This is a genomic window from Exiguobacterium sp. s138, assembly GCF_018618775.1.
GTDB lineage: Bacteria > Bacillota > Bacilli > Exiguobacteriales > Exiguobacteriaceae > Exiguobacterium_A > Exiguobacterium_A artemiae.
Genome location: NZ_JACSMW010000001.1, coordinates 369,680 through 394,055 on the forward strand (window position 1 = coordinate 369,680; position 24,376 = coordinate 394,055).

Below are 24,376 nucleotides of genomic sequence, written 5' to 3' on the forward strand. Positions count from 1 at the left end.
CAATGAACGAGTGCTATCCTTACAATATAGATGTACGTTTTTTAGACAGCTTCGATGAATAACCGAAATGAACTAAGAAACACCTTGTAAAGGGGAGGTGAACCCATGGGTACAACAACTTGGATTGTCATACTTCTCCTCGCAATACTGATCGCATTCATCGTAGGCTACTTCTTGCGGAAATCGATTGCAGAAGCGAAGATTCAAGGCGCGGAAACAGAAGCGACGAAAATCGTGGAACGTGCACAAGTATCAGCGGAAGCAACGAAAAAAGAAGCATTGCTCGAAGCGAAAGATGAAGCCTTTAAACTTCGGAATGAAGTCGAAAAAGAGCTTCGTGAACGTCGTCAAGAGTTAACGAAACAAGAAGGACGATTGCTCCAAAAAGAAGAGACACTCGATCGCCGTGTTGATTCCATCGACCGCAAGGAAGAACAAATCAATACGCGTGATGCAGAGATCGCGAAACGGAAGCATCAAGCTGAAGAGTTAGAACGCAAAGTAGAGGACCTGTATGAACAGGGACGCCAAGAGCTCGTACGTGTTGCGAATCTTTCGCAAGACGAAGCCAGAGCTATCATCATGGATGAGACGAAACAAGCTGCCATGCACGATGCAGCCATTCTTCAAAAAGAAATCGAACAAAAAGCAAAAGAAGAAGCAGACAAAAAAGCACGCAACATCCTTTCACTTGCGATTCAACGGTTCGCCGCGGAACATATCGCAGAGACGACGGTTTCGGTCGTCAACTTGCCGAATGACGAGATGAAAGGCCGAATCATCGGTCGTGAAGGCCGGAACATCCGGACACTCGAAACGTTAACGGGGATCGATTTAATCATCGATGACACACCGGAAGCGGTTATCTTGTCCGGATTTGATCCGATTCGCCGCGAAGTGGCGAAGATGGCCCTTGAAAAACTCGTTCAAGACGGTCGGATTCACCCGGCACGAATTGAAGAGATGGTCGACAAATCACGTCGGGAAGTCGACGAACGGATTCGTGAAATCGGTGAAGAAGCGACATATGATGTCGGTATTCACGGGATTCATCCGGATCTCGTCAAAATTCTCGGCCGCTTGAAGTATCGGACAAGTTACGGTCAAAACGTATTGTTCCACTCACTCGAAGTCGCTCATCTTGCCGGTATGATGGCAGCGGAGCTCGGTGAAGATGTAACACTTGCGAAACGCGCCGGTCTCCTGCACGATATCGGGAAAGCGATTGACCACGAAGTGGAAGGAAGTCACGTTGAAATCGGAGTGGAACTTGGTACGAAGTACAAAGAACATCCAACCGTCATCAATGCGATTGCTTCCCACCACGGGGATACGGAAGCGACATCTGTCATTTCCGTCCTGGTTGCGGCAGCGGATGCTTTATCAGCCGCTCGTCCGGGTGCACGTCAAGAAACACTCGAAAGTTATATCCGGCGTCTTGAACGTCTGGAAGAAATCTCGGAATCATTCGACGGTGTTGAGAAGTCATTTGCGATTCAAGCAGGTCGCGAAGTCCGGATCATCGTTCGTCCTGATGTCGTCGACGATGTCCTTGCCCATAAGATGGCAAGCGATATCCGGAAAAAAATCGAAGAAGAACTCGATTATCCGGGTCATATCAAAGTTACGGTCATTCGGGAAACACGAGCAGTCGAATACGCAAAATAAGCAAAGTGGCGGGCGACCGCCACTTTTTTTAATTACTGGAGGAATGTTTCATGAAGATCTTATTTATCGGAGATGTCGTCGGGGCACCAGGCCGTCATATCTTACAGCAATTCACGGCACGCATTAAGTCGAAATACAATCCGACGGTCATGCTCGTCAACGGCGAGAATGCCGCACATGGCCGGGGAATCACGAAATCCATCTACCATCAATTGCTTGAACTCGGATTCCACGGCGTGACGATGGGGAATCATACGTTTGACAACCGGGATATCTTTGATTGGATCGACGATGCGGACCGGATCGTCCGCCCGGCGAACTATCCGGAAGGAACACCCGGCCGCGGCATGATGGTGTTAAAAGTCGGCAACAAAAAAATTGCCGTCATCAACGTGCAAGGGACCGTCTTCCTGCCGCCGCTCGGCGATCCGTTCCGGACAGTCGATGAGCTGATTGCGGAAGTCGAAGGGGAAGTCGATGCGATTTTCGTTGACGTCCACGCAGAAGCGACGAGTGAAAAAATCGCGATGGGTTACCACTTGGCAGGACGTGTCCAAGCAGTCGTCGGAACGCATACCCACGTCCAGACAGCGGACGAACGGATTCTTGAAGGCGGAACGGCTTACATTACCGACGTCGGCATGACAGGACCGCTCGACGGTGTCCTCGGTATGCGTAAAGAAGATGTGTTACGAAAATTTAAAACACAGCTCCCAACCCGGTTTGAAGTTGCTGAAGGACGGGAACAATTAAATGGAGTCTTGATTCATATTGATGATGTATCAAAAAAAGCAACGAAGATTGAACGCATCCATTTGACGGATCAATCGATTTTCTTTGATTGAGCTTTGATTTTTGATTGGGAGGTACATGCATGGACGTCCTGAAAGTATCAGCTAAATCGAATCCGAATGCGGTCGCAGGAGCGCTCGCAGGTGTACTTCGAGAGAAAGGTTCTGTCGAGATTCAGGCAATCGGAGCAGGTGCTCTCAATCAATCCGTTAAAGCGGTGGCAATCGCAAGAGGGTTTGTCGCACCGGCAGGCATGGATTTGATCTGTATTCCGGCATTTACCGACATCATGATTGATGGCGAGGAACGGACGGCAATCAAATTAATCATTGAACCACGATGATGCATCATTGGACATAGGTCCTACGTTAAAGCAGACCATTTACTCGTTGGAGTAGATGGTCTTTTTTTATGTCGGACAGCTGGAAAAAATCAATGGATTCGCCAGAGGAGCATTGTACAAGTATCGGGAAATCGGTATCATGGGGGAGGATAGTGAAGCAGACAGCTTCAATCATTTCAGGGGATAAAAGGAGCGAACGTCGATGTACAATCAATTGTCATGGAAAGTAGGCGGTCAGCAGGGGGAAGGGATCGAGTCGACGGGTGAGATCTTTGCCATTGCCTTGAACCGTCTTGGTTATTACTTATATGGATACCGTCATTTTTCTTCACGCATCAAGGGAGGACATACGAACAACAAAATCCGTGTCGCGACACACGAAGTCCGGACCGTCGCCGATGATCTTGATATTCTGGTCGCCTTTGATCAGGAAACCATCGATGTCAACTTCCATGAGTTGCGTCAAGGCGCCATCATCATCGCCGACGCGAAGTTCAATCCGACGAATCCGGATCAGACACGTGCTGCTTTGTATCCGATTCCCTTTACGGAAATTGCGTCCGGACTTGGCACATCGCTGATGAAGAACATGGTCGCCATCGGAGCATCGAGCGCCATTCTCGGGATTGCACCGGAACGGTTCCAGGCGGTCGTGGAACAAATTTTTGGTCGAAAAGGATCGGAGATGGTCGAAAAGAACTTATCGGCAATCCGTGAAGGCGCCGCGGCATTTGAGGCGATGGCCGGAACAGCGGAACGCTTTATCCTCGATCCGGCAGACGGACAGCAACGGATGTTCATGATCGGCAACGATGCGATTGCGCTTGGTGCAGTGGCAGGCGGAGCCCGTCTGATGGCCGCCTATCCGATTACGCCGTCGTCGGAAATCATGGAGTACTTAATTAAAAAATTACCGCAGTTCGGCGGAACCGTCGTTCAGACGGAAGATGAACTTGCCGCGGTGACAATGGCCATCGGTGCCAACTATGCCGGCGTCCGGTCCCTGACCGCGTCAGCCGGACCGGGATTGTCTCTCATGGCAGAGGCGATCGGCTTGTCCGGGATGACGGAAACGCCGCTTGTCATCATCGATACGCAACGCGGCGGACCATCGACCGGACTGCCGACGAAACAGGAACAGTCCGACTTGATGGCGATGATTTACAGCACACATGGTGAGATCCCGAAAGTCGTCCTCGCGCCGTCGACGGTCGAAGAAGCTTTTTATGATGCAGCCGAAGCGTTCAACATCGCGGAAGAATACCAGTGTCCAGTGATTTTATTGACGGACTTGATGTTGTCGCTCGGAAAACAGTCTGTCGAACCGCTTGATGTCAACCGTGTGGAAATCCGTCGCGGGAAACTGATGCTCGACGAATTGCCGGAGCTTGAAGGTAAATCGTATTTCAAACGGTATGAAGTGACGGAAGACGGAATCAGTCCACGAGTCGTCCCCGGTACGAAACACGGGATCCATCACGTGACGGGCGTCGAACATAACGAAGAAGGCCGTCCGTCGGAAGCGACGAAAAACCGGGTCGACCAAATGACGAAACGTCTGCGGAAGCTCGGTCAATTCCGGATGAAGGATGCCGTCCTCGTCACGGAACAGCATGCGACACCGGATATCCTGTTTGTCGGTTTTAATTCGACACGCGGAACGATTGAAGAAGTGATGCCGCGTCTCGAAGAACAGGGCATTCATGTCGATCATCTCCACATCCGCCAGATGCATCCGTTTCCGAGTGAACTGGTCCGTCCGCACCTCGAGCGGGCAAAGCAGGTTGTCGTCGTCGAATACAATGCGACGGGCCAACTCGCGAAACTGATTCAGATGAACTGCGGTTTTGCAGAAAAAATTGAACACATTTTAAAATTCAACGGCGATCCGTTCTATCCGGCGGAAGTAGTGGAACAAGTCGTTGCAGGAGGGATTTTCCATGGCAACCTTTAAAGATTTCAGAAACGATGTCAAACCGAACTGGTGTCCGGGCTGCGGCGACTTTTCGATTCAGGCGGCCATTCAGCGTGCCGTCGCAAACGTCGGGCTAGAGCCTGAAGAACTGGCGTTGATTTCCGGCATCGGCTGTTCGGGACGAATTTCCGGTTATATCAACACGTACGGCTTCCACGGCGTTCATGGCCGGTCGTTACCGATCGCTCAAGGCGTCAAGATGGCAAACCGTGAATTGACGGTCATCGCGTCCGGCGGTGACGGAGATGGTTTTGCCATCGGGATGGGGCATACGATTCACGCCTTCAAACGAAATGTGGATATGACGTACATCGTCATGGACAATCAAATTTACGGGCTAACGAAAGGGCAGACATCACCGACGTCGGCACTTGGTTTTAAGACGAAGTCGACGCCGAAAGGATCGATTGAAAAAAGTGTTTCACCGGTCGAACTGGCCTTGACGGCAGGCGCGACCTTCGTCGCCCAAAGTTTTTCGAACGACTTAAAAGGCTTGACGAGTCTGATTGAACAGGCGACGCAACATAAAGGATTTGCCTTCATCAACGTTTTCAGTCCGTGTGTGACGTTCAATAAAGTCAACACGTACGACTGGTTTAAACAGAATCTGACGAAACTGGATGATCTCGAAGACTATGATGCGACGAATCTGGACCTTGCAAAACGGGTCGTCCACGAACACAACGGTCTCGTCATGGGTCTGATTTATCAGGATGATTCACGTCCGGATTATCAGTCACAAATCGACGGATATGCGGAGAATGGACTAACTTTTGCCGATCTTGAGATGAATGAAGAAACATTTGGTAAACTTGCGGCTGAATTCATGTAAACTAGAAGTGAAAGATTGTTTGGTTATTTGGGGATGCTCAACACTTGGTCTGGACCGATTAGAGAAAGAGGCAAAGACCACGAAGGAGTCGGGGAATGATGACAAAACTAGTGACAGCTGTAGAAGATACGACAAAAGTAAAAACGATGCGCGCACTCGTCAAGGAAGAACGGGGATTTGGCGCTGTCTTGAAAGAAGTCGCAGTTCCTTCACCAAAACGTGGTGAAGTCTTGATTCGCGTGGAAGCGACTTCCATCTGCGGGACGGATGTCCACATTTACGAATGGGACGCGTGGGCAGCATCACGCGTGAATCCGCCGTATGTTTTCGGACATGAGTTTTCCGGTGAAGTCGTGGAACTGGGAGAAGGGACGAAACGTCTGAAACTCGGGGACCGTGTCTCAGCGGAAACACATATCGTCTGTCATCAATGCAAACAGTGTCTGCGGGGGCAGTATCACATTTGTAAAAACACAAAAATCATCGGCGTCGATACACAAGGCTGTTTCGCCGAGTACGTCGTCATGCCGGAAGAAAATCTCTGGGTCAATCCGGAGGATATGCCAGCCGCCATCGCATCGATTCAAGAGCCGATGGGCAATGCCGTTCACACGGTTCTTGCGAGTGACGTCAGCGCTAAAACGGTCGCCATCGTCGGTTGCGGTCCAATCGGTCTGATGGCTGTCTCGGTCGCAAAAGCGGCAGGAGCTGCGGAAGTCATTGCGATTGATGTCAATCCGTACCGGTTGGAGCTTGCGAAAACGATGGGCGCAGATGTCGTCATCGATTCGCGTCATGAAGATGTCCTCGAACGGGTCCGGATGATGACGGACGGAGACGGTATTGATGTCGTCTGCGAAATGAGCGGTCATCCGGTCGCGATCGGTCAAGCATTTGAGATGGTGACAGCAGGAGGAGACGTTAACATCTTGAGCCTGCCGGTCAAACCGGTTGAAATCGATTTGACGAACCATGTCGTCTTCAAAGGAGTCCGCGTTCAGGGGATTACCGGGCGGAAGATGTATGAGACATGGAGTCAGGTATCCGCTTTCCTGTCGAGCGGAAAAGTCGATGTCAAACCGTTGATTACACACACATTGCCACTCGAACGGTTTGAAGAAGGATTCGAATTGATGCGACAAGGGAAATGTGGAAAGGTCGTACTACAACCAAGGGGGACGAATTAATGGGATTTGAACATTTACGGACAGAATTAGAAGAGATGAAACAAGCGGGAACGTTCCGCGAACTCGTTGCACTCGAAAGTGCCCAGCACAACCGGGTAACTGTCGACGGGAAAGAATTGATTCAATTGTCGTCAAACAACTATCTCGGACTCGCGGCGCACCCGCGGCTCGCGAAGCGGGCAGCGGACGCTGCTCTTGAATTCGGTGCCGGAACAGGATCGGTCCGGACGATTGCTGGAACACTCGAAATGCACCAAGCATTCGAACGTGAACTGGCGACCTTTAAGCATACAGAAGCGGCACTTGTCTTTCAATCAGGATTCGCGACAAACCTCGGTGTGTTGTCAGCCTTGCTTGGACCGGAAGACGTCGTCATTTCTGACGCCTTGAACCATGCGTCCATCATCGACGGAATCCGTCTGACGAAAGCGAAACGCCGGATCTATAACCACGTCGATCTTGCGGATTTGGAAGCAGCACTGCAGGAAACACAGGACGCACGGACACGTCTCGTCGTGACGGATGGTGTCTTCTCAATGGACGGTAATATCGCGCCACTCCCAGAAATCGTTGAACTGGCTGAAAAATATGATGCCCTCGTCATGGTCGATGATGCCCATGCATCGGGTGTTCTCGGAAAAAGTGGCCGCGGAACTGTTAATCACTTCGGTCTCGACGGACGGGTCGCGTTGCAAGTCGGGACACTCTCAAAAGCGATCGGTGTTCTAGGAGGGTACGTCGCGTGTGAACAACACGTCAAAGACTATCTGATCCATAAAGGCCGTCCGTTCTTGTTCTCGACGTCGCATCCACCGGCAGTCGTCGAAGCGAACCGGGAAGCGCTTCGTGTCATGGAAGAAGAAACAGAACTGTTTGACCGTCTCTGGGAAAACACGGAATTCTTTAAACACGGATTACGAGAATTCGGCTTTAATATCGGCACGTCGACGACGCCGATCACACCGGTCATCGTCGGCGACGAAGCATTATGCCATCAGCTGTCAGACCGTCTGCGTCAACACGGTGTCTTTGCACAAGGGATTGCCTTCCCGACGGTCGCAAAAGGTAAAGCACGTGTCCGGACAATCGTCACGGCCGAACATACACGGGAAGACTTGGAGCAAGCGCTCGAAGCGTTTAAACAAGTCGGTCAAGAGCTGGAATTGATTTAAAAGGTACGAAAACATAGAAGGGACGGCACATCACTACGATGCGCCGTCCCTTTTTGGTGTTCCTCATGCTTGATTTCAATAAACGGCAATCGGTCCGTATGGTCCGTCAATAATCTCGAGATCGGTCTCAAAAATATCGGAGAGCGTGTTTACGACCATGATTTCCTGTACCGTACCGAATGCAGCAATCTGTCCATGTTTCATCGCACAAATATGGTCGGCATATTTCGCCGCAAAGTTGATGTCGTGTAAGACGGTAATGATCGTTCTTCCAAGCTCATCCGCGACATGACGCAGATATCCCATCATCTGGACGGACCGGGCGATATCGAGATTGTTGAGCGGTTCATCAAGCAACACGTAGTCCGTCTCCTGACACAAGACCATCGCGACATAAGCCCGTTGACGCTGTCCGCCTGACAGTTCGTCGAGGTAACGGTTCTCAAGTGGTGTCAGGTCAAGAAAGTCGATGTATTTTGACGTGATGTTCTCATCTTCCAGTGTCATTCGCCCTTGCGAGTAGGGGAACCGGCCAAATCCGACCAGTTGGCGAACCGTCAGCCGGGTCACGAAATGATTTTCCTGACGAAGAATCGTCATGATTTTTGCTAAATCCTTTGACTTCGTGCTTGAGACATCGAATCCTGCGACTTGAATCTGTCCTTCATCAAGTTGCAACAGACGACCGATCATCATCAGTGTCGTCGATTTACCGGCGCCGTTCGGTCCGATCAGTGCGGTCAGACCCGCTTTCGGAATCTCTAACTCAAGCGGACCGATCTGGACATGATCCGTATACGTTTTTTTGACTTGCGTTAATTTAATCATAAGGACCTCTTTCGTAATAACACCGTTAAGAAAATCAGACCGCCAAACAGTTCGATGATGACGGAGACGACGCTCGGTGCATTGAAAATATGATACATAAAGAAATAAGCACTCGTCAGAACGAGAAAACCAATCGAAAAGGCCATCGGCAAGACGTACTTATGGTCATACGTGGAAGCGACCTGATAACTGAGTGTGGCAACAAGAAAACCGAAAAACGTCAGTGGTCCGATCAGTGCCGTCGACATCGACATGAGCAGGGAAATAAGGATGAGGATGTAGAGGACGCTTCGGCGGTGATTGATGCCGAACGAGGTCGCGACGTCATTTCCGAGGGCGATGACATTCAGACGGTTCGCCGACAGGAACAACAAGACACTGACAATCAGGACAACCGGAATCACGATTGGAAAATAGGCAGGATCGGCATTCGTGACTGAACCGAACAATCGGGCCTGCAAAATATCGAACTCGGACGGATCGAGCATCCGCCGCATGAAGCTGGCAAGAGAATTCAGTCCGGTGCCAAGGATGATACCGACGAGCAACAGGAGTTGTAAATCGGCATATTTTCCGGATAACAGCCATCCGTAAAGCAATAGACTCATCACGAGCATGAGACCGACTTGTGTCAAAAAGGCTTTCGTTCCGGAAAAACCGATCAGAGCCCCTGCACCAAAGAAAAAGATCATCGACGTTTGAATCGTTGAGTACAGCGCATCGAATCCAAGCAGGGACGGCGTGATGATCCGGTTATTCGTGACCGAATGAAAGGCGACGGTGGCGAGACTTTGGCAGAGTGCGGCAATCGCCATCGTCGTGACGGCTGTGATTCGGCGTTCGACGACCGGCCAAAAGGACGGTGACTGAACGGGTACCGGATTGTTGTAGAGCAGTAGACCAAGGGAACAGAGCAGTCCACCGAACAGAAACAGGGACAACAAGATCCAGTAGCGGCGTGCATGTCGTTTGGACGGGAAGGCAGAAGTGTTCCGGTCACTTGTATGAGCGGTTGTTCGTTCACTTCGGTAGGGTTTTGGTTTTCTGTGCATGACGGTATTCATCGGATACCTCCTCTTGTTCGTTGCCGCAACAGGATGAGAATGAAGACTGCTGCTCCGACTGTTCCAAGGATCAGTGAGACCGGCAGTTCAAAGGGGCGGATCAACGTCCGCGAAACCAAATCACTGATGAGGACCGTCCCCATCCCGATGACGCAGACCCATGGCAAGTTACTGCGCAAGTCATCTCCGCGCATCATCGAGACAAGGTTCGGCACGATCAGACCGAGAAACGGTAAATTTCCGATGACCGTCGCAACGATGCCGACGGACAAGGCAATCAGACCTGTTGCCATCATCATCAAACGATTGTAATGAACGCCGAGACTGGTCGCGATATCTTCACCGAGACCAACCAACGTTAAACGATTGGCGAGAAAAAAGATACAAAACGTGACCCCGACAATTATCCATAAGTATTCATAGCGACCGATCTGGACGGATGAAAACGATCCGACGAACCAGCCTTCCAGTGCCTGACTCGCCCGGAAGTATAAACCTAAGAAGGTGGAAATGGCCGAGATGACAGCGCCGAGCATCAGTCCGATGATCGGTACGATCAGCGAAGACCGAAGCTTGACCGAACGCAGGAACCAAAAGAACACCATCGTGCCGATAAAGGCAAACACAATGGCACCGGTCATCCGCATCATCAGTGTCGGTGCCGGAACAAGCAGATAAACGGTCAATAGTCCAAGTCCCGCCCATTCAATCGTACCGGTCGTCGTCGGTTCGACGAGCCGGTTCTGTGTAATCAGCTGCATGACGAGTCCCGCCATCGCCATCGCTGCACCTGTCAGCATCAGGGCGATTGTTCGCGGAACACGTGTAATCCAAAACATAGAAAAGTCATTCGCCGTGTTGTTGAGTTCATAGACTCCGGTCAACAGGGAAGTAACGGCAAGCAGACCGATGATCAGGAGAGCGATGATGAACGGCGGCGTCCAAACGACAGAAAAGGAAGGTCGGGCACTCGGCTCAACACTTCCATTCACTTGTTGCGGCTTGACCTGCTCCATTTACTTCACAAACGCTTTCGATACGCTTTGGAAAAATTCCGAATAGGTCTGGATCGATTCGTTTAAGTACATATCTTTAGGCGTATAGACGATCCGCTGTTCTTTGACGGCTGTTGTCTGTTGAAGCGCCGGTGCACGATCGATGACATCTTCCGCCGGAACAGCATCTTTGGCGTTTCCGAGAGGAGCGTCACGGTCTAAGACAAGTAACCGGTCCGGATTGCTTTGAGCGATGGCTTCGACGGACACCTCGTCTCCTTGATCGTTACCTGATTTTTGTTTGACTTCCAGGGCCGGTTTCCAGCCGAATATGTCATACATCGGTCCGAAGACCCGACCGCTCATCGGTGCGGAGAAACCGATATCGCCGCCCGAGACGATGACGGACATGACGCTGTCTGTTCCGTTATATGATTTTTTCACGTCCTGAATCGATTGTTCAAACGTCGTGACGAGTTGGTCGGCTTCTTTTTCCTTGGCAAAAATCTGTCCGAGCGTGTGTGTCGTATCCTCGAGCCCTTTGACTAGCAATTCACCGGGCGTACCGGATTGTTCCGGCAGTTCGATGTCGAGATCGATGACTGCGGCTTCCGGGACCAGTTTTTTAATATCATCGTAATAATCCGCAAAGCGTTGACCGACGATGACGACATCCGGATCAACTCCGGCAATTGCTTCAAGGTTCGGTTCGAAGTGCATTCCGACGTCGACGATATCCTTGTCCTTGGCGTAAGGTGATTCCGCCGGCAACAGTCCGACCGGAGCAGCCGCGAGTTTGACCTCCCAGTCAGCGAGTGTTTCAAATGTCCGGTTATCGAGTGCCACGACTTTCTTTGGTTTTACGGGTACCTTGACCGTACCGTGTGCGTCTGTAATGTCGATCGTTTTCGTGGCGGATTTCTTGCTGTCCGTCGTAGTCGTTTCGTTCGCTGTGCCGCACGCGGCGAGTAGGACGGCGAGTGAACTGATCACCATCGATGTTTTTACTGTGCCCATTCTCATTCATCTCCTTTTGATTTGGACAATGCCTCCCATCAATTCCGTGAATATGTAGGTGGATTAATTCCTCACAGAATTATTGATAATGATTATCATTGTCATCTTCAAACTGAATGATAGCAGACAAAAATTGGAGATGCAATGACAATTTCCATTTACCGGAGTTGTCGATTTTTTATTTCTATAAACTATATAAAAATAAAAAATGAAACGGTTACTCGAAAGTCATATGTTGCAGGAGCAGCCGATCACTTACTGATAACCGGCGAAAGACTTGCTATAATGGCAAAAACAATCGAATTAAATTATTCGCTGGAACCTGATCGATTTTTTATCAACCGATGGAATCAACAAATGTTTTTCTGGAAAAGTAGAAAGCACGGAATGAAAAAAGGATTTTTTGTCCTGCCTGATAAAACGATCCGTGCTTGTGGTCTGTTACATTTTGTTGGACAATCCTATTTTGAAGCATGAGGACTGACGAGTTAGGGAAAAGAAACAAGAACCGATAAAAGAGAGAAAGGGCGTGTGACAGTTTGATCAGCAAACAAAAAAAACTCATTGTGCTGTCGTTCGCCTTGATGGCGATGGTACTTGGGGGCTGTATCCGGATCCAGTACGATGCGACGGTCCATACCGACAAAAGCGTGACCTTAAAAACGACATATGCCGCAAAAGAGCACCCGGTGGCGCGACTACTTAACTTGAATCCGGACTGGAGTAAGTATGCCAAGCAGGCGGAGAAAAACGGTTATGCGGCAGAAACGTTTAAGACGCAGGATGATTATGAAGGCATCCGGATGGAAAAGAAATTTGCAAAATTCGAAGACTTGGCGACGATTAAAGATGAATGGAAAACGGGTATCGGCGGTATTCTGATTCCGCCGGATACGACGTATGAAGTAAAACAGGAAAAAGGATTTTGGTTTAATACGTATCGGTTAGACACGAACATTGATTTAAGTATCGATCGTTTGAATATTAAAGGGTATCAGCCGACCGGACAGGTCAAAAAATTAGCCGATCGTTATCTCCGGCAGGCGGATATCGAAATCAACCTGCATGGACCGAAAGTGATCGGTCTGCAAAACGGGGAAAAAATCGACTGGGCGAATCATAACAATGTCTCGTGGAAACTGTACGGGACGAAGGCCAACCAATTACAACTGATTGCCTATGTTCCGAATCCGATCGGCTGGATCATTACCGGTGTCGTTCTGTTGATTGGTTTCTGTCTGCTCGTGTTCTGGATTGTGCATCACGTCCGCAAATTACGGCGCAAACAATTGCAGACGATTGGTATTTCAACCCTTGTCTGTCTGCTTGTCGGTGGGAGTGCCTGGTGGTTCTTTGCCGACGAGACATCGAGTGCCCCACCGCCGACGAAACAGATTGTCACGCCACAAGTCGGTGAAATCACACCGACTTTCATGGTCCATGGTTTGTTTGGAACCGAGCGGACGTTTCTGCCGATGATTGATAATTTTACGAAAAAGAAGCTGGCGGATGACGGCGGCAGATGTGACGTCTCACGGAAGGGAAAAGTGCTGTGTGACGTCAAACCGTCCACGACCGGCTATCCGCTTGTCCGGATCGTTTTTGAAGATGACGAAGCCAGTCTTGCCAATCAACAAAAATGGCTCAGTGCAGCGATCGAACAGTATGACCGGAAACAACAGGCGACGTTCACCGATATCCAACTGGTCGGTCACAGTATGGGCGGAGTCGATGTCGTCGCCTATACGCTGAAAGAAGACATCCCGTATCATGTCCGAAAACTCGTGACACTTGATGCGCCGATCAGCGGTTCTGATTATGCGACGCTCGGGCTGACGCTTGCTCCGTTCGGAACGAATACAAACAGTCCGGCGATCCAGGATTTAGCCGAAAATTCAGCGGCGATGAAAAATCTGAAAGACCGGCTCGACACTTGGCCGCGTGATGTACTCGTCTATTCCTTTGGCGCGAAGGGCGGAGACTTCAATTTGATTCCGCTTAAAAGTTCGTTTGCACTCGATGCGTATACGGATAATATCCAAATGAAATCTTATAAATATGATCACTTTACGATTCATCGCCGCGAACCGGTGTTTAAGGAAGTCCGGAATTTCTTGTTTAAAGAAAATCTGGTGACAGAAACAGAGGAGGAATCGTCATGAAACGGATTGCCATCATCGGGGGCGGGATAGCCGGAGTCACCGCAGCCGCCTTACTTGCTCGACACGGACATGACGTCACCTTGTGCGAGGGGAGTCGCGAATGGGGCGGATCGGCGGGGAAGTTTACCCGGAAAGATTTCACTTACCCGGTCGGTGCAACGCTCGGAATGGGTTTTGAGTCGGGCGGCATTCATGAACGGGTGTTGCGGCACCTGCAAATCGACCAGCCTGTTGAACTGCTCGATACCGTCATGACCATTAAACTTCCGGGACACGACATCCTCTATTACCGCGACCGTACACGGTTCATTCGTCATCTGAAGGAACAGTTCCGCAATCAGGCAGACGCGATTCAAGACTTTTTTGACGAAGTGGACCGGATTCAGCGGCACGTCCGACCGTTGATGCAGGCCTTACCGGCATTGCCGCTCAAGACATGGGACGATGCCCGGATGGTCGTCAAAGAAACGAAAGCAAGTCTGCCTCTGTTGCCTTATCTGACACGGACGATAGGTGACATGCTTCGGAAACATCAGTTGGACGGGACGATTTTTGCCCAATTGATTGACGGGATTTTACTAGACAGCATGCAGACGGGCAAGGAAGCATCGGCATTGCTTGGAGCCGTGGCGTTATCGATTTATCATGACGGCGCCTATTATGTTCCGGGTGGATTGTATCAGGTCGCCAAACGTCTGAAAGCGTCTGCTGAAGCAGACGGGGCAACCGTGTTACTGGGTCGGAAAATCACCTCGGTGCGGAAAACGGCAGACGGCTTTTTGCTGGAAGACCGGCGGGGGCGACTCCTGCTTGCGGACGCCGTCATCGGTGCTCTGCCGCTCGAAGCAGTGCAACAACTCGTCAGTCCGTCCTTAAGACCGGTTCTCCGTCGGACATACAAGCGGCAAGCCGGTTTGTCGCAGTGGGCGACATTCACCTACTATGCAGCGATTCCCGAGGCAATCATTCAAGACGATCAGGCATTTCGGCAAATCCACGATCCGATGTTGCCGTCCGGCCATGCGTTCATCTCGTTATCTCGACCGGGAGATCTCAACCGGGCACCAATCGGATGTCGGACATTGACGATGTCCTGTCATATTCCGATCGGCCGGTTCGCACGCGACGACCGTGCGCAATATGACCGGCAAGTTAAAGCCATGCAGGAAACGTTCGAAACGATTTTAGAAGGCGAATTTCCGGGTTTCAAAGATCAAGCGATCGAACGCCATCCCGGCGGACCGGGTGCCTGGGTCCGCTATACGTCACGTCCGGACGGCGGTGTCGGCGGCTATCCGCAGTTACCGTCGACCAGTCTGTTTCGGGCAGCCTCATTTCGGACGGGGCTGCCGGGACTTTATATCATCGGTGACACCGTATTTCCGGGTGCCGGGACAATCGGGGCGACGACATCGGCGATTCATGTCGCCCGTGAGTTTGGTGTGAAGATTTAAGCATGAATTTGGTAAATCATGAAAGAAGCGGCCGAATGGTCGCTTTTTTTAGAGAACAGGATTATGATTGAGGCGAGACGGGAAGTACATAATCATGAGAGAAAAAAGAGAGAGAAGGAGTGAACGAGATTGAATCAGTTTGAGGACAAGTGTCAACATTTCATTCAAGAACGTCGTCCGGAAGTCGGTCCGTTGATTTTTACAAACGCCCGCACCTTCATTAATGCCCGGGGATTAAGTGTCTATGAGCGTATTTACCAAGGGAAAGAGGAAGTCCGATTGGCGTTCGTCGAACAGACAGCCGGCCACCAAATCGTGTCATTGATGGAAAATACGTTCGGAAACGGACTCGTCTACTTTGTATCGACAGCGACTGCGACATGGGACGGCGAAAATTTCGGTGAATTTACGTTTTAACTACATAATGAGTCCCAGTCCGGTTGAGGCTGGGACTCTTTCATGTCGAAACTTGTATCCGTTTCAAAACGTATACGAAGTATGACAAAAAAACGCAGCGAGAAGGAGGAACCATCTTGCAACAACAACTAAAACCCAAATCATCGACGCGGCGTCTTGCGACCGTGTCCCTGATTTTTATGGCAGTCGGCTTTATCGCCTCGTTGCCGTTTAAAGAAAACAACTGGGTGTTCTGGCTGCAAAGCGGCTTTGAAGCAGGTCTCGTCGGCGGAATTGCGGACTGGTTCGCCATCACGGCGTTATTCCGCCATCCGCTCGGACTGAAAATTCCCCATACGAACCTGTTGCCGAAAAACCGGGAACGCGTTATCGAGTCGATCGTCCAGATGCTCGAGAAAGATTTGCTCAATAAAGAAAGTATCGTCGAAAAGTTGCGGCATATGACACTCGCCGACCGTTTCATCAAATTATTGCGTTCGATTGTCCTGTTGCCGGCATTTCGTTCGACGGTGACGGAACTGCTGACGGGTACTTTACACAAACTGCCGAAAGAGGCGATTCTGAAAGTCGTCGATGACCGGATTTCCGATACGGTCAAAGCGTATCCGTCGAAACGGTTGGCAGAACGGCTGATGGGATTAAACGAGGAACGGCGGCTCGATGAGCTGGCAATCGATCAATTGCTCGGATACGGACAACGCCTGCTCGAAGATCCTGTTATTCGGGATCAAATCGGTCGTTTGGCGTATCACGCGATGATTGATCAGGAAAAAAACACCTTTTTACGGGTGACGGCGAAGACAGTACAAAAAGTCTACTCGGAAGAACGGTTGAGCCTTGTCATTCAATCGGTCCTGCTGAGTGTAATTGAAGATATGAAGCAGGTGCATCACCCGAACCGTCTGGCGATTCTTGATCATGTACGCCGGAATTTGGCACAATTGACGCAAGATGAAGAGCGGCTTGCAAAAATTGATCAATGGAAAGCAACAGAAGTTGATCGTTTTGATTTGCAACCGGTCTTGAACCGGGCCTACACGGCAGGAATCGAGGAACTGAAGACGTATCTCGCATCCGACTCTTTCTGGGAAAACCGTGCTTTACCGTTGATGAACCAAGCGCTGAACGAGTGGGATCAGCATCCGACGTTCAAAGAAGAAAGTGACCGCTGGATGAAAGATCAGCTCGTCCGATTCGTGGATCAAAACCATCAAAAAATCGGCGGTTTGGTCCGGGAAAACTTAAACCGTTTTGATACAGAGACATTGATTCATATGATTGAAGATAAAGTCGGGAATGATTTGCAATGGATTCGTGTCAACGGTGCGATCTGCGGCTTTTTCATCGGTCTGATTCTCGGTGGAATCAAACTATTCATTGGCTGAAGGAGCGATGGTATGTGGCAGGAGAACTTACGGTTAGAAGACGACTATGATTTTGCCGGAATCCGGAAGCGGCTTCGCGGTGACCGGCTACAAGTTGAACAGGACGGGCGGTTGTTCATACCGGTTATGTTGCCGGAAGGGAACTTCATCGGTCAGGTGGAAGCAGTCGGTTCCCGCGAACTGCTCTTATCCGGAGAAGGTCCACAGGAACCGATGGTGCAACTGTTGCGCCGTCGGTTTCGTCTGGATACGACGAACCCAAGTCAGCACCTCTCAGAGACTTCGCTTTCAGAAGTCGTGTCAACGTTTGGTGCGGAGCGGCTGGTCCTGGATATTAATCCGTTTACGGCACTGATCCGGTCCATCATCCATCAACAGATTAATCTGGCATTTGCGCAAGTGCTGATGGAACGCTTCTGCCGGACGTTCGGCACGGAACAAAACGGTGTAATTTTCCCGCCGACGGCAGAGCAACTGGTGAATGTCGAACCGGAACAGCTTCGGGCATTGCAACTATCCGGCCGAAAAGTCGACTATTTGCTTGGTGCCGCACGGGCCGCAATCGATTTCGATCGGCTGACGGAAGCGCCAGACGCCACGATTGCCGAGACGCTGATTGCCTTAAAAGGGGTCGGTCCCTGGACGGTGCAAAATGTCCTGATGTTCGGTTATGGACGGGAAGATTTGTTTCCGGCATCGGATATCGGTATTTTGCGAGCGTTTGAGCGGTTGCACGGTACACGCCCGAGTGTCGAGGAAGCGGTTCTGCTTGCGGAAGAATTTACCCCGTATCGGAGTCATGCTGCGTATTTATTATGGCGGTCGATTGAATAAGGAACTATTCTTGTCACCCCTCAATGAGAACGGTATAATGAATGCGTTAAGAACGAGTCATCGTTCGCAGATACGATAAGCGTAGCGGAATCACCGCTTCCGATAGAGGGGACGAATGTATATGTACACAGATGAACAAATCATCGAAAAGGCCAACGAAATCGCGAAAATGATTTCCGAAACGTCAGAGGTGGAACGATTCAAAGCCGCTGAAGCCAACATCAACGGGAACGAAAAAGTTCAAAAGATGATGAAACAAATCAAGTTCCTGCAAAAAGAAGCCGTCAACTGCCAGCACTACGGCAAAACGGAAGCTTTGGCACGTGTCGAAGCAAAACTGGATAAATTATTCGCAGAACTCGATGAAATGCCGGTCGTCCAGCAATTCCAGGAATCACAGGAAGAAGTCAACGGACTCCTTCAATACGTGACGGTAACGATTTCAAACGGAATCACAGATCAAATTATCGAAGCGACAGACGGTGATGTCCTGGCGGGGAAAACAGGCAGCGGGATGGAAGCAGAAAATAAAAGCGGCGGTTGCGGCTATTAATCAATGAATTGAATGGGAAAAGCCGACGGATTCCCGTCGGCTTTTTACGCGAATGGGGTGAACAGCATGGAAGCAGTCCATAACACACCGATGATGAAACAATATTTTTCGATTAAGGCCGACTATCCGGATGCCTTTTTGTTTTATCGGTTAGGTGATTTTTACGAATTATTTTTTGAAGATGCCAAACAAGTGGCGCATGAACTGGAATTGACGCTGACAGCGAAAAACGGCAAGAATGCCGAACACCCGATTCCGATGTGCGGTGTACCGCACCATGCCGCAAACGGCTATATCGAACAATTGATCGAACGCGGTTATAAGGTGGCTTTATGTGATCAGGTCGAAGATCCGAAGCTGACGAAAGGTCTCGTTAAACGAGAAGTCGTCCAAGTCATTACACCGGGAACGCTGATGTCCTCGTTGACGGAAAAAGAAAACCGGTATCTCGTCGCCGTCGTCGAACAGGACGGACGATTCGGGATTGCCCGGGGCGACGTTTCGACCGGTGAATGTGCCTTGACGAGTGTTGCGACACTTGATGCCGTGGCAAAAGAATTGAGTATCATCCTGCCGCGTGAAATTGTCGTCACGTCAAGTGAACACGAGGCGGCACTCAGCCACTTGCAGATTCCGTTGACACAAAGTACGCGCCGGGAAACCCATCCGCACGGCGACAGGGCGATTGATGCGGCACAAGCAGATGCCTTTGCTGTGCTCTATGCCTACATGCATGATACGCAAAAACGGTCGCTTGCCCATCTGCAACCGGCCATCGTTTACGAAGCGGCCGACTTCATGCAGCTCGAACCGAATACGGTCAAAAATCTGGAGCTGGTCCGGTCTGCCCGGACCGGTGATAAAAAGGGCTCGTTACTGGGACTGCTTGACGTCACGGGTACGGCAATGGGCGGACGGATGCTGAAGCGCTGGCTCGAAAAACCGTTGCTGTCACAACATACGATTGCCGAGCGGCTGGATGCCGTCGAAGAACTGCTGGCTCATTATTTCGAGCGTCAACAGTTGAAGGATACGTTGCGGGAAGTCTATGATTTGGAACGATTGGTCGCAAAAGTCGGATACGGGACGGCTTCCGCCCGCGATCTCGTCCAGTTGAAGTCAACGCTGCGTCTGATTCCGCGGATTCAAGCGGCACTGGAAGAATTACTCAGTGACCGGCTCGGACAGCTGGCACTTGGACTTGATCCGCACGATGAATTAACCGATCTGCTCGACCGTGCTTTTGTCGAGGCTCCACCGATTTCGACGAAAGATGGCGGAATGATCCGGACCGGATTTGATCCGGCGCTCGACGAATTACTGGTGGCGTCAAAAGACGGGAAGACGTGGCTGGCAACGCTTGAAGCCAGTGAACGGCAAGCGACGGGGATTAAGACGTTGAAAATCGGCTACAACCGGGTCTTCGGTTATTACATCGAAGTATCGCGGGCCAATGCCAAACTGTTGCCGGAAGGGCGTTACGAACGGAAACAGACACTTGCGAATGCGGAACGGTATGTGACGCCGGAACTGAAAGAGAAGGAAGCACTAATTCTCGGAGCTGAGGAAAAAAGTATTACGCTGGAATACGAACTGTTTTGTCAGGTCCGCGATCAGGTGAAGACACACATCGAAAGTCTGCAACGGGTCAGCCGGCGGATTGCCGAACTTGATGTTCTCGTCGCTTTGGCGGAAACCGCTGAACGGCATGATTACGTCCGACCGGTGACCTTGACGGGTCGGAATGTAATGATTGAAAACGGGCGACATCCGGTCATCGAGACGGTATTGCCACGCGGGGAGTATGTTGCGAACGGCATCAATCTGAATGAAGACCGGGAAATGCTGTTAATCACAGGACCGAACATGTCCGGTAAATCGACGTATATGCGCCAGTTTGCTTTGATTGCCTTATTGCATCAAATCGGATCGTTTGTCCCGGCAAGCCGGGCCGAGTTACCGATCTTTGATCAGATTTTCACCCGGATCGGAGCAGCGGACGATTTAGTCAGCGGTCAATCGACCTTCATGGTCGAGATGGTCGAGACGCAGGAAGCGTTGACACGGGCAACGGACCGTTCGTTGATTCTCCTCGACGAAATTGGTCGCGGGACATCGACGTATGACGGGATGGCGCTCGCACAGGCCATCGTCGAGCACATCGCGGAGCACGTCGGGGCGAAGACTCTGTTCTCGACCCATTATCATGAGTTGACGGTCCTTGAGGACTCGATGCCGCGTCTCGCGAATGTCCATGTCCGGGCTGTCGAACAGGATGGACGGGTCGTCTTCTTACATGAAGTAAGGGACGGGAAAGCCGATCAATCATACGGAATCCACGTTGCCCGTCTGGCTGATTTACCGGATGCCCTGATTGCCCGGGCGGAAGTCCTGTTATCGGAATTCGAGCAAACAGAGGAACGGACCGTCGTATCACCGAAAGAGCCGGTCGTTCAGGCGGAACCGGTTGATCAACTCAGTCTCTTTGCGGAGACGGACCCGGTCCGGGAAACGGTCCAGACACTGGATTTAATCAATATGACACCACTTGAAGCATTAAACACGCTCTACCGTCTGCAGGCGGAAGCGAGAAAATAAGGAGGTCGTCCGGCATGGGAATCATTCGAGAACTGTCCGATTCGCTTGCGAACCGGATTGCGGCAGGTGAGGTCGTCGAACGGCCTGCCTCTGTCGTCAAGGAACTGGTGGAAAATGCACTCGATGCGGGAGCGACACAGGTTGATGTCGAACTCGAAGAAGCGGGAATGAAACGCATCACGATCCGTGACAACGGACACGGTTTTTATCCGGAAGACGCGGAACTGGCGTTTGTCCGGCACGCGACAAGCAAAATCAAGGATGAACACGATTTATTCCGCATCAAGACGCTTGGATTCCGTGGTGAAGCCTTGGCCTCGATTGCATCCGTCAGTAAAGTGACCTTAAAGACGAAACGGGAAGAGCAGGAAGGGATTCAGCTGACGCTTGATTGCGGACGGCTGACGGATCGGTCGGCGATTGCGATGAATCGGGGGACAGAGCTGACGGTCGAACAATTATTCTTTAATACACCGGCCCGGCTGAAGTATCTCAAAACGACGCATACGGAACTGGCGGCCATCACGGACATTTTAAACCGGGTCGCTTTTGCCCATCCGGATGTCAAATTGTATGCGGTCCATGAAGGCAAAGTCTTGATTCAGACGAATGGTTCGGGGGATGTCCGGCAGGCTCTTGCCAGTGTCTACGGGCATCAGACGATTCAGGGGACACTTGTTGCAACCGGCACGACGGCCGATTATCAACTGACCTGTCATCTCGTGAAGCCGGAAGTGACCCGGGCATCGAAAAATTACATTACCTTGATCTTAAATGGGCGTTCGGTGAAAAACTTTGCCCTGACACAAGCCGTTTTAAACGGTTATCACACTTTGCTGCCAATCGGTCGTTTTCCGATTGCCGTCATTGAAGTGACGATGGATCCGTTGCTGATTGATGTTAATGTCCACCCGGCGAAGCGGGAGGTCCGTCTGTCGAAGGAAGCGGAACTTTGTCAACTGATTCAGGAGACGATCCGCTTAACACTCAGCCGCCAGACATTGATTCCGAAAGTGACACCGCAAAAACCTAAAAAAGATCCGAGTGCGCAGGAGAAGTTGGAATTTTCCTATGTGGCAGAGCCGGTTGAGGAACTGTCTTCGCGATCCGTTTGGAATTATCCGATTCCGAAACGGACGGAAGCGGGGAACGAACATGTCCCGTCAGCCAACCGGATTCAACCACCGGATCCATCGATCGATATGCCGGATGAGCCGGTACCGGAACAAACAGATGAGCCGGTCGCGACGGGTCCGAAATTTCCGCATCTTGATGTCATCGGTCAGCTTCATTCTTCGTATATCGTCTGTTCGGGTGCGGATGGAATGTATCTGATTGATCAGCATGCCGCCCAGGAACGGATTAAATATGAGACGTATAAGGTCATGTTCGGTCGTCCGCTCGAGCAGAAACAACAGCTGTTGCTACCGTATACGTTTGAGATTGCGAGTGACGACATGCGACGGATGGACGAAGTATTGCCGCTCCTCCGTGATGTCGGGATTGAGCTCGAAGCCTTTGGTCCCCAAAGCTTCATCGTCCGGGAAGTTCCGACCTGGTTCCCGTCGCACCGGCAGGAGGAGACGATTCAGGAACTGATGGATGAAGCGTTGATGAAACGCAAGGTCGATCTTGAAACGTACCGGGAAGATGCGGCAATCATGATGGCGTGTAAAAAATCGATCAAAGCGAATCATCCACTGAATCATGAGATGATGCGGCAGTTGATCGTTGACCTCGCCAAAACCGAGATGCCGTTCACCTGTCCGCACGGTCGGCCGGTCATCATCGAATGGACGACGTATGAACTGGAAAAACTGTTTAAACGCGTCACGTAACGAAGAGAAGAGATGCCTGTCTTACGACAGGTGGCTCTTCTTTTTTTGTGCTAGAACAGAAAAAGGTCAGAAACGGTGTGAGAACGGTTACTTGAACGAATCGGGGTTATTTCATTGATTGTTCACAAAGTGAGGAGGATAATAAGACCCGAATACGTTAAACAAGGGGAAATCAGAATGCGTTCAAAACTATTGTTAAGTGTAACGATTCTACTGCAGATCATCCTCATCTCCGGTTTCGCCATGCTCGGGGATATGGTGAGTAGAGGATTGCAGTTACCGTTACCGGGAAATATCATCGGATTGATCTTATTGTATCTGGCATTAAAAAGTCGTCTGCTTAAAGTTGATTACGTCGAGCGGGGAGGACGGTTGCTGTTGCTCGTCATGCCGTTATTTTTTGTTCCGGCTTTGTCCGGCATTATGGACTACACGGTGTTCATGCGTCAATCCGGTCTTCAAGTCCTGGTGATTTTAATCATCAGCAGTCTGTTGACATTAACGGGATCCGCGTTCCTCGTCGATCGATTGGCCCGACGCAAAGAGGGGATTGATGTCCATGAGTGAAGCACTGTTTTGGCTGGTGTTGACGACATTGCTGTTTGGCGGCGCGTTTTGGTTATACCGGACATTTCCGTTCGTCTGGACTTTACCGATTCTGACCGTAACGGCGGCCGTGATTGTCATTTTATCGATCAGCGGCACAACACATGCCGCCTATATGGCAGGCGGACAATATTTATCAAGGATGCTCGGACCGGCGATTACGGCCTTTGCGATTCCGTTATATCAGGTCCGCCATCATGTCCGGAAGTTTTTACTTGAGATTACGCTTGGTGTCGGGATCGGAACGTTGATTGCCTTGACATCTGACCTGCTGCTTGGTCTGTTGCTGCATCTGGGCCGGGCGACCAACTTGGCATTATTGCCGAAATCGGTTACGTTACCCGTTGCCTTGGCGATTTCGGAACGGTCCGGCGGGACGCTGGCGTTGACAGCGACGTTCGTGCTTGTGACCGGGCTTGTCGGTTCGATTGTCGGGCCACGGTTGATGACCGGGCTCCGGATCCGGCACTTCGTCGGACGCGGTGTCGGACTGGCCTCGATTGCTCACGTCATGGGGGCAACGAAATCAATGAGTCTTGATCAACGCGAAGGCGCAGTCGGTCTGCTGACGATGGTTTTGACGGCTGTTCTTGCCAGTGTGCTTGCACCATGGATTATTCAAATTGTATATTAAAGGAAACTCCTTCAGAGGAAAG

The 24,376-nt window shown here is 50.7% G+C and carries 22 protein-coding genes; 18 read left to right on the forward strand and 4 right to left on the reverse strand.

Annotated elements, in window-relative coordinates:
• Nucleotides 1-105 precede the first annotated feature (105 nt).
• The 7 genes from rny (at nucleotide 106) to KNP91_RS01940 (ending at nucleotide 7,969) form a co-directional block, all read left to right on the forward strand.
• Complete coding sequence (gene rny / locus KNP91_RS01910) at nucleotides 106-1,668, forward strand: ribonuclease Y (protein ID WP_012369930.1); 1,563 nt, start codon at nucleotides 106-108, stop codon at nucleotides 1,666-1,668.
• Nucleotides 1,669-1,718: 50 nt separating this feature from the next.
• Complete coding sequence (locus tag KNP91_RS01915; RefSeq protein ID WP_012369931.1) at nucleotides 1,719-2,513, forward strand: TIGR00282 family metallophosphoesterase; 795 nt, start codon at nucleotides 1,719-1,721, stop codon at nucleotides 2,511-2,513.
• A gap of 29 nt (nucleotides 2,514-2,542) precedes the next feature.
• Nucleotides 2,543-2,803, forward strand: coding sequence for a stage V sporulation protein S (locus tag KNP91_RS01920; RefSeq protein WP_012369932.1), 261 nt, complete (start codon nucleotides 2,543-2,545; stop codon nucleotides 2,801-2,803).
• Nucleotides 2,804-3,005: 202 nt separating this feature from the next.
• The gene (locus tag KNP91_RS01925; protein ID WP_214848318.1) at nucleotides 3,006-4,757 is read left to right on the forward strand and encodes a 2-oxoacid:acceptor oxidoreductase subunit alpha; all 1,752 of its coding nucleotides are present in this window, start codon (nucleotides 3,006-3,008) and stop codon (nucleotides 4,755-4,757) included.
• Nucleotides 4,744-5,610 (forward strand): 2-oxoacid:ferredoxin oxidoreductase subunit beta, encoded by an 867-nt coding sequence (locus KNP91_RS01930; RefSeq protein WP_214848320.1) that lies wholly within the window; start codon nucleotides 4,744-4,746, stop codon nucleotides 5,608-5,610. The genes KNP91_RS01925 and KNP91_RS01930 overlap by 14 nt, the downstream gene beginning before the upstream one ends.
• Before the next feature lie 95 nt (nucleotides 5,611-5,705).
• Nucleotides 5,706-6,797, forward strand: a complete 1,092-nt coding sequence (tdh, locus tag KNP91_RS01935) for an L-threonine 3-dehydrogenase (protein ID WP_214765306.1) — start codon at nucleotides 5,706-5,708, stop codon at nucleotides 6,795-6,797.
• Nucleotides 6,797-7,969: a glycine C-acetyltransferase gene (locus KNP91_RS01940; RefSeq protein ID WP_214765304.1), complete on the forward strand. Its 1,173-nt coding sequence runs from the start codon at nucleotides 6,797-6,799 to the stop codon at nucleotides 7,967-7,969. Before tdh ends, KNP91_RS01940 begins: the two co-directional genes overlap by 1 nt.
• Nucleotides 7,970-8,044: 75 nt before the next feature.
• Here KNP91_RS01940 and KNP91_RS01945 read toward each other — a convergent pair whose 3' ends face one another.
• Genes KNP91_RS01945 through KNP91_RS01960 form a run of 4 tightly spaced genes read right to left on the reverse strand, consistent with a single transcriptional unit; the run spans nucleotide 8,045 to nucleotide 11,873 of the window.
• Nucleotides 8,045-8,797: an iron ABC transporter ATP-binding protein gene (locus KNP91_RS01945; RefSeq protein ID WP_214848322.1), complete on the reverse strand. Its 753-nt coding sequence runs from the start codon at nucleotides 8,795-8,797 to the stop codon at nucleotides 8,045-8,047.
• A complete protein-coding gene (locus tag KNP91_RS01950; RefSeq protein ID WP_449403900.1) occupies nucleotides 8,794-9,849 on the reverse strand; it encodes an iron chelate uptake ABC transporter family permease subunit in 1,056 nt (351 codons plus the stop codon). Before KNP91_RS01950 ends, KNP91_RS01945 begins: the two co-directional genes overlap by 4 nt.
• Before the next feature lie 8 nt (nucleotides 9,850-9,857).
• On the reverse strand, nucleotides 9,858-10,877 hold the full coding sequence (locus KNP91_RS01955) for an ABC transporter permease (RefSeq protein WP_214848327.1): 1,020 nt from the start codon (nucleotides 10,875-10,877) through the stop codon (nucleotides 9,858-9,860).
• Nucleotides 10,878-11,873, reverse strand: a complete 996-nt coding sequence (locus KNP91_RS01960; protein WP_214765296.1) for a siderophore ABC transporter substrate-binding protein — start codon at nucleotides 11,871-11,873, stop codon at nucleotides 10,878-10,880. It lies immediately after the preceding gene.
• A 144-nt stretch (nucleotides 11,874-12,017) separates the two neighbouring features.
• Between KNP91_RS01960 and KNP91_RS01965 the strand changes: the two genes are divergently transcribed.
• From KNP91_RS01965 to KNP91_RS02015, 11 genes are all read left to right on the forward strand, one after another.
• Entirely contained in the window at nucleotides 12,018-12,350 is a 333-nt protein-coding gene (locus KNP91_RS01965; protein ID WP_214765294.1) for a hypothetical protein, read from the forward strand.
• A gap of 62 nt (nucleotides 12,351-12,412) precedes the next feature.
• Nucleotides 12,413-14,035 carry a DUF3153 domain-containing protein gene (locus tag KNP91_RS01970; RefSeq protein WP_214765292.1) on the forward strand — a complete coding sequence of 541 codons (1,623 nt, stop codon included), beginning with the start codon at nucleotides 12,413-12,415 and terminating at the stop codon, nucleotides 14,033-14,035.
• A complete protein-coding gene (locus KNP91_RS01975; RefSeq protein ID WP_214765290.1) occupies nucleotides 14,032-15,489 on the forward strand; it encodes a phytoene desaturase family protein in 1,458 nt (485 codons plus the stop codon). Before KNP91_RS01970 ends, KNP91_RS01975 begins: the two co-directional genes overlap by 4 nt.
• A gap of 129 nt (nucleotides 15,490-15,618) precedes the next feature.
• Complete coding sequence (locus KNP91_RS01980; protein WP_012369943.1) at nucleotides 15,619-15,906, forward strand: hypothetical protein; 288 nt, start codon at nucleotides 15,619-15,621, stop codon at nucleotides 15,904-15,906.
• Nucleotides 15,907-16,022: 116 nt separating this feature from the next.
• Nucleotides 16,023-17,291, forward strand: coding sequence for a DUF445 domain-containing protein (locus tag KNP91_RS01985; protein WP_214765288.1), 1,269 nt, complete (start codon nucleotides 16,023-16,025; stop codon nucleotides 17,289-17,291).
• A 12-nt stretch (nucleotides 17,292-17,303) separates the two neighbouring features.
• Nucleotides 17,304-18,125, forward strand: coding sequence for a DNA-3-methyladenine glycosylase family protein (locus tag KNP91_RS01990; RefSeq protein ID WP_214765286.1), 822 nt, complete (start codon nucleotides 17,304-17,306; stop codon nucleotides 18,123-18,125).
• Nucleotides 18,126-18,240: 115 nt separating this feature from the next.
• Entirely contained in the window at nucleotides 18,241-18,678 is a 438-nt protein-coding gene (locus KNP91_RS01995; RefSeq protein WP_012369946.1) for a YlbF/YmcA family competence regulator, read from the forward strand.
• A gap of 66 nt (nucleotides 18,679-18,744) precedes the next feature.
• Nucleotides 18,745-21,276 (forward strand): DNA mismatch repair protein MutS, encoded by a 2,532-nt coding sequence (gene mutS / locus KNP91_RS02000; protein ID WP_214765284.1) that lies wholly within the window; start codon nucleotides 18,745-18,747, stop codon nucleotides 21,274-21,276.
• A 14-nt stretch (nucleotides 21,277-21,290) separates the two neighbouring features.
• Nucleotides 21,291-23,114, forward strand: coding sequence for a DNA mismatch repair endonuclease MutL (mutL, locus tag KNP91_RS02005; RefSeq protein ID WP_012369948.1), 1,824 nt, complete (start codon nucleotides 21,291-21,293; stop codon nucleotides 23,112-23,114).
• Nucleotides 23,115-23,291: 177 nt separating this feature from the next.
• Nucleotides 23,292-23,681 carry a CidA/LrgA family protein gene (locus KNP91_RS02010; RefSeq protein ID WP_012369949.1) on the forward strand — a complete coding sequence of 130 codons (390 nt, stop codon included), beginning with the start codon at nucleotides 23,292-23,294 and terminating at the stop codon, nucleotides 23,679-23,681.
• Nucleotides 23,674-24,354, forward strand: coding sequence for an LrgB family protein (locus tag KNP91_RS02015; protein ID WP_251135836.1), 681 nt, complete (start codon nucleotides 23,674-23,676; stop codon nucleotides 24,352-24,354). Before KNP91_RS02010 ends, KNP91_RS02015 begins: the two co-directional genes overlap by 8 nt.
• Nucleotides 24,355-24,376: the final 22 nt, after the last annotated feature.